Raw genomic sequence first — 13,258 nt, 5'->3', positions numbered from 1 at the left:
GTCTCGTCCGGCGCCCGCCCGCTCAACCGAGCCGCGCTGGCGACAGCGCGGTGAGAACCGGATCGGCGCGGCCTTCCATCAGCCCGGCGAGGAGGACGCCGGTCGTCGGGCCGAGGGTGAAGCCCTGGTGGCCGTGGCCGAAATCGAACCAGAGCCCGTCGTGTTTCGGCGCCTTGCCGACGACGGGAAGCATGTCGGGCATGCAGGGTCGCGTGCCGTGCCAGGGGCGGTTTTCGACCGGGCCGCCGAAATCCAGCACCTCCCGGGCGCCCTCCTCCGCTTTCCTGAGCTGCCGGAGGTTCTGAGTCGCGGTCATGGCGGTCAGTTCGGCGCCCGTGGTGATGCGCATGCCGAGATCCATCGGCACGAACACCGCCCCGACCGAGGCGTCCATCAGCGGCTTGTCGAGGGGGTTGTTGCGGAAATGCTGGTGATAGCCGCGCTTTTCGACCATCGGGATCCTGTAGCCGAAGCGGTTCAAGAGCTTCGGCGACCAGGCGCCGAGGCAGACGACAACGTCCTTTGCGGAGACACTCCCCTCGGCCGTCTCGACCCGCCAGCCTGCGCCGTCGGCGGCGAGCGATTCGGCGTCGCCGTCGAGGAGCCTGCCGCCGCGCTTGATGAACAGCTCGCCATAGGCCCTGGTCAGGTCGCCGGGGCTCGAACAGCACCAAGGATCGGTCCAGTGGACTGCGCCGGCAAATCCCGGCTTCAGCGCCGGTTCGGCCGCCATCAGGCCGTTGGCGTCGAGGATCGTGTAGCCGACGCCGTATTCCCGGCCGATCCGCTCGGCCTTCGCCGCTGCGGCGGCGAACTTCTGCTCGTCGCGCCAGGCCTGGTGGAAGCCGTCCTTGCGGATCAGGCCCTGCGCACCGGCATCGGCGATGTAGCGGTCGTGATCCTCGCGCGAGCGGCGGATCAGCACGCTGTAGGTCGCGGCGATGCGGCGGAGGGCGCCGGGCTGGGAATGACGGAAATAGCCGAACAGCGCCCGCAACTCCGCCGTGACCGCCTCGAAGCTCCATTCGACGTCGTTGGTGCGCTTCAGCGCGATGGCGATCAGCGACGGGACGTCCGTCGGCATGGCGTATGGCTCGACCGCTTCCGCCTGGATGATGCCGGCATTGCCGTAGCTCGCCTCGCCGGCGAATTTCGGCTGCCTGTCGAGGATGACGACGCTCCTGCCCGCCTCCTGCAGCGCCAGCGCCGCGCCCACTCCCGCCATGCCGGCGCCGAGCACGATCACGTCGGTCATGGGCAGCTGGTCCTTCTCTACGCCGAACTGGTGGGGAGGGTAGTCGGCTCGTCGCGGAGAGCAAGCGGATTTTTGCGCTGCGGGATGAGCGGTGACGGGGTTTCGACCCACTCTTCACCTGCCGTAGCGGCATGACGCCGGCTCGCACCGCCATTGCGGAGCGCTGCCCATGGCAGGTCGCGCGCCCGAAAGCGCGTCACCGGAAATTCGGCTCTTTCAGCAGCCGCAGCCGCGGTCGGGGCGATGGATCCAGCGCTGCATAGATGTCACCGAGCGCGAGTGGCCCGCCAATCTCGGGAAGCTCGACGACCATGTCGAGATCAGCGTACCTCTCGACGTCCCATCCACCGTCCGGGCCGCGTCGGTAGAGCTTGACGGAAATCACGTCGGGATCGACGAACAGGATGAGCCGAATGTCGCCGTGCGCCCGGTATTCGTCGAGCTTGTCGGTCGCATCGATGGCCGAGGTCCCGGGGGACGCCACTTCCACGACCAGCGTCGGACGCGACGCTTCGAGCGCATCGGGATCGCGCGGCCCGCAATCGACAACGACGTCGGGATAGCGAACGGTACCTGGTCCGGTTCTGACGGCGGTGTCGCTCGAAGTGGTTCGGCAACCGCCGGCTCTGGCCTGCGGCAGCAGCGTCGCCACGATGTTCGCCGTGACGACGTTGCGGCTCTGCTTGGCACCCGTCATCATCCGGAAGATCCGGCCATCGACGAGTTCGAACCGCTCCTGCTGGGTGGACATCCACTGCAGGAACTCGCCCGCCGACAAAAAATCATGCTCGGGAACGGCCACGTGAAACCCATCTGACGGCCTTCGGATCTCCAGCATACGCGCGGGGAAAGGGGCCATCAACCGGACCGCACCCCGGCGACGAAAGCCCCACCATCCACGACGGCGCGTTGCCAAATGCCCGAAAGACGAGTCACGGCGACCGCAACCCGTCATCCCGCCCGGCAAGATCGCCTCCCGAAACCTTTGCGCGATTCAGCCTTTCCCGATACAAGCCCGGCGCAATAACGCCCCGTTAACCATGAAAATTCGAAGCAAAAGCGAGAGATCCGCCATGCGCCCATCGAAACGCCCGAACGACGCCATGCGCGACGTCACCATGGACACCGGCGTCTCGCGCCATGCCGAGGGCTCCTGCCTCGTGCGCTTCGGCAACACCGAGGTGCTGTGCATGGCGAGCCTCGAGGAGCGCGTGCCGCCCTTCCTCAAGAACACCGGCAAGGGCTGGGTGACGGCCGAATACGGCATGCTGCCGCGGGCGACGGGCGATCGCATGCGCCGCGAGGCGGCCCAGGGCAAGCAGTCCGGCCGCACCCAGGAGATCCAGCGGCTGATCGGCCGTTCCCTGCGCTCGATCGTCGACCTGCAGGCGCTCGGCGAGCGGCAGATCACCGTCGACTGCGACGTGCTGCAGGCCGACGGCGGGACGCGCACCGCGGCGATCACCGGCGGCTACGTCGCCCTGTCGGAATGCCTGAAATGGATGGAGGAGCGCTCGATGGTCAAGCGCCACGACGTGCTCCTCGGCCACGTCGCCGCAGTCTCCTGCGGCATCTACAAGAACGAGCCGGTGCTCGACCTCGACTATGCCGAGGATTCCACCGCCGAGACCGACGCCAACTTCGTGATGACCGGCGCCGGCGGCATCGTCGAGATCCAGGGCACCGCCGAGGGCGCGCCATTCTCGGAGGACGAGTTCCTGACGCTCCTGAAGCTCGCGAGAAAGGGCATCGGCGAACTCGTCGAGACCCAGCGCCAGGTTCTCGGAGACCACTGATGGCGCTGCTTTCGCCGGGCGACGGGCCGCTTCTCGTCGCCAGCCACAACCGCGGCAAGATCTGGGAGATCCGCGAGCTGATGGAGCCCTTCGGCTTCGAGGTCACTTCGGCTGCGGAAAAGGGCCTCGACGAGCCGGACGAGACCGGCACGACCTTCGAGGAAAATGCCGAGATCAAGGCGCTGGCGGCGATGAGGGCGACGGGTCTTGCGTCGCTCTCCGACGATTCCGGCATCGCGATCGAAGCCCTCAACGGCGATCCGGGCGTCTATTCGGCCGACTGGGCCGGCGAGCCGCGCGACTTCGCCATGGCGATGCGCAACGTCGAGGAGAAGCTGCAGGCCGCCGGCGCCACGACGCCCGAGACGCGCCGCGCGACCTTCGTCGCGGTGCTCTGCCTCGCACGGCCCGGCCAAGAGCCGATCTTCTTCCGCGGCGAGGTCGACGGGACGGTGGTCTGGCCGCCCCGCGGCGACAAGGGCTTCGGCTACGATCCGATCTTCCTGCCGGAAGGCGAAAGCCGCACCTTCGGCGAGATGATGTCGGCGGAAAAGCACGCCTGGGTGCCCGGCCAGAAGACGGCGCTGTCGCACCGCGCCCGGGCCTTCAAGAAATTCGCCAAGCTCGCCCTCGGGGTGGAATGAAGGGACGGGCATGAACCTGATCGCGCCGCACACGACCCCGGACGTCCTGCCCTTCGCCAAGGCGCCGGCGGCGCCCGGCTTCGGCGTCTACGTCCACTGGCCGTTCTGCGCGGCCAAGTGCCCCTATTGCGACTTCAACAGCCACGTGCGGCGCTCACCCGTCGACCAGCCGCGCTTCGTCGCCGCCTTCCGGCGCGAGCTGAAGGAGGCGGCGCGCCGCTCCGCGGGCGAACGCGTCACCTCGATCTTCTTCGGCGGCGGCACGCCCTCGCTGATGGACCCGGCGACCGTCGGCGCGATCCTCGACGCGGTGGCCGAGAACTGGACGATCGCCCCCGACGCCGAGGTGACGCTGGAGGCCAACCCCTCGAGCGTCGAGGCGTCGCGCTTCAGGGGCTATCGCGCCGCCGGGGTCAACCGCGTCTCGCTCGGCGTCCAGGCGCTGAACGACCCGGATCTCAGGCGTCTCGGCCGGCTGCACGACGTCGCGGCGGCGCTGGAGGCGATCCGGCTCGCCCGCGAGATCTTCCCGCGGCTTTCCTTCGACCTCATCTATGCCCGGCCGAACCAGACGGTCGAGGCCTGGCAGGCGGAACTCGCCCGGGCGATCGATCTCGCCGCCGACCACCTGTCGCTCTACCAGCTGACCATCGAGATGGGGACGCCGTTCTTCGAGCTCCACAAGGCCGGCAAGCTGAAGGTGCCGGACGGCGAACTCTCGGCCGAGCTCTACGAGGCGACGCAGGCGCTGACCGCGGCGCGCGGCCTTCCCGCCTACGAGATCTCCAACCATGCCGTGCCGGGCGCGGAATCGCGCCACAACCTGACCTACTGGCGCTACGGCTATTATGCCGGCGTCGGCCCTGGCGCCCACGGCCGGCTCAAGGGCGAGAACGGCCAGCGCCATGCGATCGCCAACGAGCCGCTGCCGGAGACCTGGCTGAAGATGGTGGAAAGCTGGGACTCGGGGGCCGTCAGCGACGAGGAGCTGAGCCTGGAGGAACAGGCCGACGAGCTGCTTCTGATGGGGCTGCGGCTCACCGAGGGCATCGACCTGGCGCGCTGGCGCAGGCTTTCCGGCCGCGACATCGACCGGGCGAGCGAGATCGACCTCGCCCATCACGGCATGATCGAGCGCCTGGGGCCGGACCGCATCCGCGCGACGCCGGCCGGCATGCTGGTGCTCGACGCGGTGGTGGCGGATCTGGCGTGAGGCGGCGCGGTCCGGGCAGGAAATGGACGCGCGAAGGCCCCCGGCGCGGGACGCCGGGGGCCTTCGCTTCTGCCATGGGCCTGCGGCGTCCGGCTCAGTGGCAGACCTTGAAGCGCCTCCACTTGTAGATCGGCTCGCCGTAGTAGTCGTAGCCGACGAGGATCTTCTTCTTCATCCAGCGGCAGTGACGCTTGTAGCCGTCATAGTCGTCGTAGCCGTAGGACTTGTAGCCGTGGCCGTGGCCATAGGAGCCGGCCGAGGCGGCGGTGGCGGAGCCGGTGGCGAGGACGGCGAGCGTGGCGAGGCTGATCAGGGTCTTCTTCAGCATGGGGGCTTCTCCTTGCGGGTTCCGGGCGGGGCACCATTGCCCTGCCCGATGAGAAGACCCTAGCGAACCGCCGCTGCCGGCTCTGTGTCGCGCATCACAGGGAAAACCGGGTCGGGCGGCGCCCGCCCTCCGCCGCCTTCGGCCGATTGTCAAACGCCGCCCCGAGCCGTTACAGCGAAGCCATGAGCGATCCCGCCGACAATCCGCGCGACTTCACCGTCCTTGGCCAGAGCCGCGCCGCGCCGCGCCCGGAGCCGGCGCTCTATCTCGTCGCGACGCCGATCGGCAATCTCGGCGACATCACCCTCCGGGCGCTCGAGATCATCGCCGGCGCCGACCGCCTCGCCTGCGAGGACACGCGGGTGACCGGCAAGCTGCTGCAGCGCTTTTCGATCGAGCGGCGGATGACGGCCTATCACGAGCACAATGCCGAGGAGGCCGGTCCGGCGCTGATCGAGGCGGTCGCGGCCGGGCAGTCCGTCGCCCTCGTCTCTGACGCCGGCACGCCGCTCGTCTCCGATCCCGGCTACCGGCTGGTGCAGCAGGCGCATGAGGCGGGGGTGAGGGTCGTGCCGATCCCCGGCGCCTCGGCGCCGGTCGCGGCGCTGGCCGCCTCCGGCCTGCCGTCCGACGCCTTCTTCTTCGCCGGCTTCCTGCCGCAGAAGGAAAAGGCGCGGGCCGAGCGGCTGGAGGAACTCGCGCGGGTTCCCGGCACGCTGGTCCTCTTTGAGGCACCGCACCGGATTGCCGCGAGCCTCGCGGCCATGGCGGCGGTCTTTCCCGAACGGCGCGCCGCCGTCTGCCGCGAACTCACCAAGATGCACGAGACGGTCTATCGCGGGCTCCTGCCCGAGCTTGCCGCAGGCTTCGCGGCGATGGCGGAGGTGCGCGGCGAGATCGTCGTCTGCATCGCCCCGCCGGCGGCGGAGGCGGTCGCCGAGGTCGGCGAGGCGGACAGGATCCTCGCCGGGCTGCTCGCCGAGATGAAGCCCGCCAAGGCGGCGCAGGAGGCGGCGCGGCTCACCGGCCTCGCCCGCCGCGACCTCTATCGGCGTGCCCTCGACATGAAGGGCCGATGAAGACGAAGCCCTCAGCCGGCAGCGAGAAGCGGCGCCGGCACCTCTGGCGCGGCGAGCGCGGCGAGTGGCTCGCCGCCTGGGCGCTCAGGCTGAAGGGCTACCGCATCCTCGCGCGGCAGTACCGCACCCGCCTCGGCGAGATCGACATCATCGCGAGGCGCGGCGACCTCGTCGCCATCGTCGAGGTGAAGGCGCGGCCGAACCTCGTCATGGCGATGGATGCCGTCGGCCGGAACGCCCAGCGGCGGATCGAGGCCGCCGCCGACCTCTGGCTGGCGAAGCAGCCCGACTTTTCCAGGCTCTCGCTGCGCTTCGACATCGTCGCGGTGCTGCCGCGCCGCTGGCCGGTGCATGTCCCGGACGCCTGGCGCGCGCGGCGGTAGGCGGGCAGGATCGCGCAAGCGACGGGCCTTCACCAACGTCCAGACCCTTCGGCGCAACGCCTCGGCCCTCAGTACAGCCACCTGACCAGAAACAGCGTGATCGCCGGGAACACCGTGAGGATCGTCGTGCGGACGATGTCCGAGGCGACGAAGGGCGCGGCCCCCTTGAAGGTGCGGATCATCGGCGTGTCCTTCGCCATCGAGTTGATGACGAAGAGATTGAGCCCCACCGGCGGAGTGATCAGCCCGACCTCGACGACGATGAGGATGAGGATCCCGAACCAGATCGCGAACTCGTCCGGCGTCAAGCCGAAGTCGAGCCCCGAGACGATCGGAAAGAAGATCGGCACGGTGAGCAGGATCATCGACAGGGAATCCATCACGCAGCCGAAGGCGAGATAGGTGAGGAGGATCACCGTCAGCACCGTCCACGGCGAAAAGCCCTGCCCGACCACCCACGCGGCCGCCTCCTGCGGCAGCTGGCTGAGCGCCAGGAAGGCGTTGTAGACGCCGGCGCCGAGGATGATCAGGAAGATCATGCCGGTCGAGACCGCCGTCTCGCGGATCGCCTCGCCAAGCGCGCCGTCCTTCAGGCCGCCGTTGAGAAGCGCGATGAGGCCGGTGCCGGCGGCGCCGATCGCCGCGCCCTCGGTGGGGGTGAACCAGCCGAAATAGATGCCGAAGACGACGAGAAAGAAAACGAGGAGCACCGGCCAGACGTCGAGGGTCAGCTGCAGCCGCTCGGCCATCGGCGCCTTGTCGCGCAGGCCGCTCGCCTCCGGCTTCAGCCGCACGTAGATCGCGATGGTCAGCATGTAGCCGAGCATCGCGAGGACGCCGGGCACCACGGCGGCGAGGAACAGCTTGGCGATGTTCTGCTCGGTCAGGATGGCATAGATGACGAGGATCACCGAGGGCGGGATCAGGATGCCGAGCGTGCCGCCGGCTGCGAGCGCGCCGGTGGCGAGGCCGCCGTCGTAGCCGAAGCGCTTGAGTTCGGGCAGCGCCACCTTGCCCATGGTCGCCGCCGTCGCGATCGACGAGCCGCAGATCGCGCCGAAACCGGCGCAGGCCCCGATCGCCGCCATGGCGACGCCGCCCTTGCGGTGGCCGAGCCAGCCGTTCGCGGCGCGAAACAGCGCCTGGCTCATCCCGCCTTTCGCCGCGAACTGCCCCATCAGCAGGAACAGCGGGATGATCGACAGCGAGTAGCTCGAGAAGGTGGTGAAGGTCAGCGTCTTCATCTGGGCGAGGATCGGCGTGAAGCGGCCGAGCACCAGCCAGTTGCCGAAGAAACCGCAGACGAGCATCGCGAGCCCGATCGGCATGCGCCCGAAGATGAGGACGAGCAGGACCGGAAAGGACAGGAGGGCGATTGTGAGATTGGACATGGATGCGTGTCAGCCGGTCAGCCGAGATGGTGGGCGGGCGGCAGCCTGCCGGCGCGAAGCTCGCCGAGCGAGCGCAGCACCGTATAGGCGCTGACGAGGGCGAAGGCGGCGGCGCCGACGAGCGACAGCGCATAGCCCCACCACAGCGGCAGGCCGAGGATGAAGGTCGTCTCGCCGCTCCTCAGCTTGTCCTGAAAGCCGAGTTCGAGGCGCCACAGGATGACGACGGCCGCGGCGGCCATCAGAAGGTTGCCGAGAAGATCGGTGAAGGCGACGCCGCGCGCACCCATCGGGCCGGAGAAGATGTCGACCGTCACGTGGCCGCGCTTCAACTGGCAGAAGGGCAGGAACAGGAACACCGCGACGCCGGAGGCGATCTCGATCATCTCGACGTCGCCGGGCACCGGGCCGCAGCACAGATCGACGGTCAGAAGGGCGCGCCCGGCGATCGAGACGCAGGTCAGGACGACGATGAAGAGGAGGAACAGGCCGCCGACGAAGGCGAGCGCCGAGGCACCCGCATCGACGAGGCGTCCGAGCCGGCCCTCCTCCCTGGCGATCTCGCCGGTCTCGCTCATCTGATGGCTCTCCCCTCAGGATCTTGCCGGACCGCACACGCTCGCCGACGGGCCGCCCGCCTTGCCCGGCATCAGGCGACCGGCCGCGGCCGGCCGGCCGGCCGGCCGGGACTGGCGACGCAGCTTCCGTCGCCCGCACGTCCGTCCTCTGGACGTCTCGCCGAACGAAAGGTCGGCCGAGGCGGAAGGCCGGCCCCGTCCGACCCGACCTCCGCCGTTTCCCGCCGTCTGCGCCCGGCTGCGGCGGCGTTCACTGGCTCTTGGCGGACCCCGCCGGCGCCGCCTCGGCGCCCCCGTCCTTCGCCGTGCCTCCGTCCTTCGCCATACCGCCGGCGCCCGCCCCGGCGTTTTCCGCGGTGTATTTCGCAATCAGCGCCTTGGCGTCGTCGAGCAGCGCCTGGCGCCCGTCGCCCTGTGCCACCCAGTCGTCGATGACGCCCTGGCTGACGTCCTTGAAGCGCTGGGTCTGCGCCTCGTCGAGGGTGATGATGTTGTTGCCGGCGTCCTTCGCCTTCTTCAGACCGACGGCGTCCTGCTTCGCCATCGCCTCGCCGGCCATCTTCGCGAGCTTCATGCCGGAATTGTCGTCGATGACCTTCTTCAGGTCGTCCGGCAGCCCGTCATAGACGTCCTTGTTCATGGCGATCGCGAAGGTCTGGGTGTAGAGCCCGTTGTCGCCGGAAAAGCCGGTGTGGTTGTGCACGAGCTCGGCGACGCGCAGCGGCAGGGTCACCTCCCAGGGAATGGTCGTGCCGTCGATGACGCCCTTCGAGAGCGCCTCCGCCACCGCCGGAACCGGCAGGCCGACGGGCGTCGCGCCGAGCTTCGTCAAAAGGTCGTTGATCACCCGCGAGCCGCCGCGGATCTTCATCCCCTTGAGGTCTTCGAGCTTCTGCACCGGCTCCTTGGTGTGGAAGAGGCCCGGCCCGTGGGTGTGGACGGCGAGGAGATGGACCTCGGAAAACTCGTCCATGTCGTTCTTCTCGACGAAGGCCTGGAACGCCTGCGAGGTCGAGACCGCGTCGGTCATGATGAAGGGCAGTTCGAAGGCCTCGGCCTTGGGGAAACGGCCCGGCGTATAACCGAGAACCGTCCAGATCACGTCGACGACGCCGTCGCGCGCCTGATCGAAGAGTTCCGGCGGCGTGCCGCCGAGCTGCATCGAGGGGTAGTGCTCGACCTTGATGCGGCCGCCGGACTGCTCCTCCACCGCCTTGCCCCACGGCTCGAGCACGTCGTGCGGGATCGTCGACTGCGGCGGCAGCATCTGATGGACACGCAGCGTCACGTCCTGAGCCGCCGCATACCCCGTCGCCGCGAGGACGAGGACGCCTGCGGCCACCATTCCGGCTATCGTCTTCAGCATGAAACCTCCCATTGAAACTACCTCGGGCGCCGCCCTCCTCAAGCACACGCCCCGCACGATCACCCGCAAAGAGCCTGCGCGAAAGCGCAGCCGAGCGCAACGTCTTCGGCCTGCAACCTCACCCCTATACGGCCGTGACACATCAATGATATGAACAAAGCGGTCGGTAAAATGACATTGCCGGCTTTTAACATAACCTCCAGGTCATCATTCTGGAGGACAATGGGGCGGAAGCAGGGCATGGGAGCCGACGGGTGGAGCCTTGCGCTTCCCGTCGCGGCGCCTCTATCCGCGGCCATCGCTCAACCGAACGTCAGGCAGGAGACGACGATGACGACACCCCCCTTCAAGGCCGATCACGTCGGCAGCTTTCTGCGTCCGGAACGGCTGCAGAAGGCGCGCGCCGCCTTCGCCGACGGCAAGCTGTCGGCCGAGGAACTGCGCGCCGTCGAGGACGAATGCATCCGCGCGGTCGTCAGGCGCCAGGAGGACGTCGGCCTCAAGGGCATCACCGACGGCGAGTTCCGCCGCACCTACTTCCACGTCGATTTCCTCGAGAAGCTCGACGGCGTCGAGGTCACCTATGGCGAGTTCAAGACGCATTTCAGGAAGGACAGCGGCGAGGAGGTGGGCTTCGCGCCGCCGACCATGCACGTCAACGAGAAGATCGCCCATGCCCGGCCGATCCAGGGCGCCGACTTCGATTTCCTGAAGTCCGTCGTGACCGAGACGCCGAAGGTCTCGATCCCGGCGCCCTCGATGCTGCATTTCCGCGGCGGCCGCGAGGCGATCTCGGCCAGCGCCTATCCCGATCTCGACGCCTTCTACGACGATCTGACGGCCGCCTACCGCGACGAGATCAAGGATCTCGCCGACCGCGGCTGCCGCTATCTCCAGATGGACGACACCAACCTCGCCTATCTCTGCGACCCGGAAATCCGCGAGCGCACCGCCAAGCGCGGCGACGACCCGGACGACCTGACGCGCCTCTACTGCCGGCTGGTCAACGATTCGATCAGGGACCGCCCGTCGGACATGGTCATCTCGGTGCATCTGTGCCGCGGCAACTTCAAGAGCGCCTGGGTCGCCAAGGGCGGCTACGAGCCGGTGGCCGAAATCCTCTTCAACGAGATGGCGATCGACGGCTTCTTCCTCGAATATGACGACGAGCGCTCCGGCGACTTCGCGCCGCTCCGCCACATGCCGAAGGGCAAGACGGTGGTGCTCGGGCTGATGTCGTCGAAATCCGGCAAGGTCGAACCGGCCGATCTCGTGAAGAAGCGGATCGACGAGGCCTCGCAGTTCGTCGATCTCGACCAGTGCGCCCTGTCGCACCAGTGCGGCTTCTCCTCGACCGCCCATGGCAACGACCTCACGGAAGACGACCAGTGGCGCAAGCTGGAGCGCTGCGTCGAGGTCGCGAACGACGTCTGGGGGAAGGTCTGAGCGATCGGCCGCGGCGGCCATGCGCCCCGCGGCCGGCAAGATTCGCAACGAATAAAGACGGCGCCGGGCGTTATCGCTCGGCGTCCCGGGTGGCTGGCGGCCCGAACTGCCCGGCCTCACGCCGAGCGCGCTTGGCGAAAGCACGCCAGGAAAACGGGATCGAGACGTAATAGGCAAGGATCGTCAGCGTCAGCGTCTCCCAGAAGAAGCTGACAAGCATCGCGACATAGAGGACGAGCAGCATGATGATCGGGATGGCGTAGCTGCGCGGCACCCTGATGCCGGCGCCCTTGCCGGACCAGGTCGGGATGCGGCTCGCCATCAGGAGGCCGACGAAGACGAGGTAGACCGCCGCGAAGCCCGCCGTCACCTGCGGCAGGTTGAGGTTCACCCCGACGAAGCTAACATACATCGGCAGCATCGCCAGCGCCGCGCCGGCCGGCGCCGGCACCCCGACGAAGAAGGCGGAATGCCATTTCGGCCGGTGCGGATCGTCGAGCATGGTGTTGAAGCGGGCAAGCCTCAGAGCGCAGCCGGTGGTGTAGAGCAGCGCCGCCGTCCAGCCGAAGGCACCCGCCTCGTCGAGCAGGAAGGCATAGAGCAGCAGCGCCGGCGCGAGGCCGAAATTGACGATGTCGGCGAGCGAATCCATCTCCGCGCCGAACCGGCTCTGGCCCTTGAGGAGCCGCGCGACCCGGCCGTCGATGCCGTCGAGCACGGCCGCGCCGAGCACCATCGCGGCGGCCAGCTCGAACCGCCCCTCGAAGGCGAGCCGCACCCCGGTCATTCCGGCGCAGATGGCGAGGATGGTGATGAGGTTCGGCACGATGCGGCGAAACGGAATGCGCCGGCGCGGCGTGCCGTCGGTCTCGTCGGGGTGGCCGGGATCGAAGGGCGGAAACAGCTTTTCGAGCGGCATCAGTCGCGCCTCACCGGCCATGTCTTCAGGAGTTCGCCATATTCCGCGATGACGGTCTCGCCGGCGATCGCCGTCTGCCCCTCGGCGACGCGCGGCTTGACGCTGCCGGGCAGATAGACGTCGAGGCGTGAGCCGAAGCGGATGAGGCCGATGCGCTCGCCGGCTTCGACGCGATCCTCCGCCTGGCTCCAGCCGACGATGCGCCGCGCGACGAGGCCGGCGATCTGCACCACGCCGATCTCCCCCTGCGCGGTCTCGATGACGAGGCAGTTGCGCTCGTTCACCTCGCTCGCCTTGTCGAGCTCGGCATTCCTGAACTCGCCCTCGCGATAGAGGATTCTCGCGATGCGGCCACGCATCGGCGCCCGGTTCACGTGGCAGTCGAAGACGTTCATGAAGATCGAGACCCGCAGCATCGGCTCGGAACCGAGCCCGAGTTCGACGGGGGCCGTCACCTGGCCGACCAGCGAGACGCGCCCGTCCGCGGGGCTGACGACGAGATGGTCGGCGACCGGCGTGATGCGCTCGGGATCGCGGAAGAAATAGGCGCACCAGGCCGTCAGGATCAGCCCGAGCCAGAACAGCGGCTGCCAGAAGAGGCCGAGGACGACCGAAGCCCCGAAGAAGGCGGCGATGAACGGATAGCCGGCGCGATGGACGGGAACGAGCGCGTTACGGATCGACGTGATGATGTGCACGTTGGAGATCTTCTTCTTTCTTCTCGACTTCGACTGCCACGCGGGCGCGAAGGTGTAACCCATCGGGACCGCCTGCGATACCGGCGCGGCCACGAACCCGTCCCGGCGACGGCGGCCGCTGCGCGACCGGCCCTTCGAACGGGCGGGGCAGACGGAGGCTCG

The 13,258-nt window shown here is 68.4% G+C and carries 14 protein-coding genes; 6 read left to right on the top strand and 8 right to left on the bottom strand.

Going from position 1 to position 13,258, the window contains the following annotated elements; all coding sequences use genetic code 11:
• Positions 1-22 precede the first annotated feature (22 nt).
• Positions 23-1,255: an NAD(P)/FAD-dependent oxidoreductase gene (locus J1C47_RS10645; RefSeq protein WP_207350744.1), complete on the bottom strand. Its 1,233-nt coding sequence runs from the start codon at positions 1,253-1,255 to the stop codon at positions 23-25.
• A gap of 196 nt (positions 1,256-1,451) precedes the next feature.
• A complete protein-coding gene (locus tag J1C47_RS10640) occupies positions 1,452-2,057 on the bottom strand; it encodes a Uma2 family endonuclease (RefSeq protein WP_207350743.1) in 606 nt (201 codons plus the stop codon).
• 271 nt (positions 2,058-2,328) lie between these two features.
• Between J1C47_RS10640 and rph the strand changes: the two genes are divergently transcribed.
• Genes rph through hemW form a run of 3 tightly spaced genes read left to right on the top strand, consistent with a single transcriptional unit; the run spans position 2,329 to position 4,908 of the window.
• Positions 2,329-3,051 carry a ribonuclease PH gene (gene rph / locus J1C47_RS10635; protein ID WP_207350742.1) on the top strand — a complete coding sequence of 241 codons (723 nt, stop codon included), beginning with the start codon at positions 2,329-2,331 and terminating at the stop codon, positions 3,049-3,051.
• Positions 3,051-3,695, top strand: a complete 645-nt coding sequence (rdgB, locus tag J1C47_RS10630) for an RdgB/HAM1 family non-canonical purine NTP pyrophosphatase (protein WP_207350741.1) — start codon at positions 3,051-3,053, stop codon at positions 3,693-3,695. Before rph ends, rdgB begins: the two co-directional genes overlap by 1 nt.
• A 10-nt stretch (positions 3,696-3,705) precedes the next feature.
• Complete coding sequence (hemW, locus tag J1C47_RS10625) at positions 3,706-4,908, top strand: radical SAM family heme chaperone HemW (protein ID WP_207350740.1); 1,203 nt, start codon at positions 3,706-3,708, stop codon at positions 4,906-4,908.
• Positions 4,909-5,002: 94 nt separating this feature from the next.
• On the opposite strand, the gene J1C47_RS10620 is transcribed toward hemW, so the two are convergent.
• A complete protein-coding gene (locus J1C47_RS10620; protein WP_207350739.1) occupies positions 5,003-5,236 on the bottom strand; it encodes a hypothetical protein in 234 nt (77 codons plus the stop codon).
• 182 nt (positions 5,237-5,418) lie between these two features.
• Here J1C47_RS10620 and rsmI point away from each other — a divergent pair, with 182 nt between their 5' ends.
• Complete coding sequence (gene rsmI, locus J1C47_RS10615) at positions 5,419-6,315, top strand: 16S rRNA (cytidine(1402)-2'-O)-methyltransferase (RefSeq protein WP_207350738.1); 897 nt, start codon at positions 5,419-5,421, stop codon at positions 6,313-6,315.
• Positions 6,312-6,698: a YraN family protein gene (locus J1C47_RS10610; RefSeq protein WP_207350737.1), complete on the top strand. Its 387-nt coding sequence runs from the start codon at positions 6,312-6,314 to the stop codon at positions 6,696-6,698. The genes rsmI and J1C47_RS10610 overlap by 4 nt, the downstream gene beginning before the upstream one ends.
• 68 nt (positions 6,699-6,766) lie before the next feature.
• Here the strand turns inward: J1C47_RS10610 and J1C47_RS10605 are convergent, their stop codons facing one another.
• The 3 genes from J1C47_RS10605 to J1C47_RS10595 all read right to left on the bottom strand — a co-directional run bounded on the left by J1C47_RS10605 (position 6,767) and on the right by J1C47_RS10595 (position 10,033).
• On the bottom strand, positions 6,767-8,089 hold the full coding sequence (locus J1C47_RS10605; RefSeq protein ID WP_207350736.1) for a TRAP transporter large permease: 1,323 nt from the start codon (positions 8,087-8,089) through the stop codon (positions 6,767-6,769).
• Positions 8,090-8,106: 17 nt separating this feature from the next.
• On the bottom strand, positions 8,107-8,667 hold the full coding sequence (locus tag J1C47_RS10600) for a TRAP transporter small permease (RefSeq protein WP_207350735.1): 561 nt from the start codon (positions 8,665-8,667) through the stop codon (positions 8,107-8,109).
• A 250-nt stretch (positions 8,668-8,917) separates the two neighbouring features.
• Positions 8,918-10,033 (bottom strand): TRAP transporter substrate-binding protein, encoded by a 1,116-nt coding sequence (locus J1C47_RS10595; protein ID WP_207350734.1) that lies wholly within the window; start codon positions 10,031-10,033, stop codon positions 8,918-8,920.
• Positions 10,034-10,363: 330 nt separating this feature from the next.
• Between J1C47_RS10595 and J1C47_RS10590 the strand changes: the two genes are divergently transcribed.
• A complete protein-coding gene (locus J1C47_RS10590; RefSeq protein WP_207350733.1) occupies positions 10,364-11,479 on the top strand; it encodes a 5-methyltetrahydropteroyltriglutamate--homocysteine S-methyltransferase in 1,116 nt (371 codons plus the stop codon).
• A 70-nt stretch (positions 11,480-11,549) separates the two neighbouring features.
• On the opposite strand, the gene J1C47_RS10585 is transcribed toward J1C47_RS10590, so the two are convergent.
• Positions 11,550-12,398, bottom strand: coding sequence for a CDP-alcohol phosphatidyltransferase family protein (locus J1C47_RS10585; RefSeq protein ID WP_207350732.1), 849 nt, complete (start codon positions 12,396-12,398; stop codon positions 11,550-11,552).
• The gene (locus J1C47_RS10580; RefSeq protein WP_207350731.1) at positions 12,398-13,159 is read right to left on the bottom strand and encodes a phosphatidylserine decarboxylase; all 762 of its coding nucleotides are present in this window, start codon (positions 13,157-13,159) and stop codon (positions 12,398-12,400) included. The genes J1C47_RS10585 and J1C47_RS10580 overlap by 1 nt, the downstream gene beginning before the upstream one ends.
• Between the last annotated feature and the right edge of the window lie 99 nt (positions 13,160-13,258).

Origin of the sequence: Jiella sonneratiae, from assembly GCF_017353515.1 — a bacterium.
GTDB classification, from domain to species: Bacteria; Pseudomonadota; Alphaproteobacteria; order Rhizobiales; family Rhizobiaceae; genus Jiella; species Jiella sonneratiae.
This window is presented reverse-complemented; position numbering and strand designations above follow the sequence as displayed.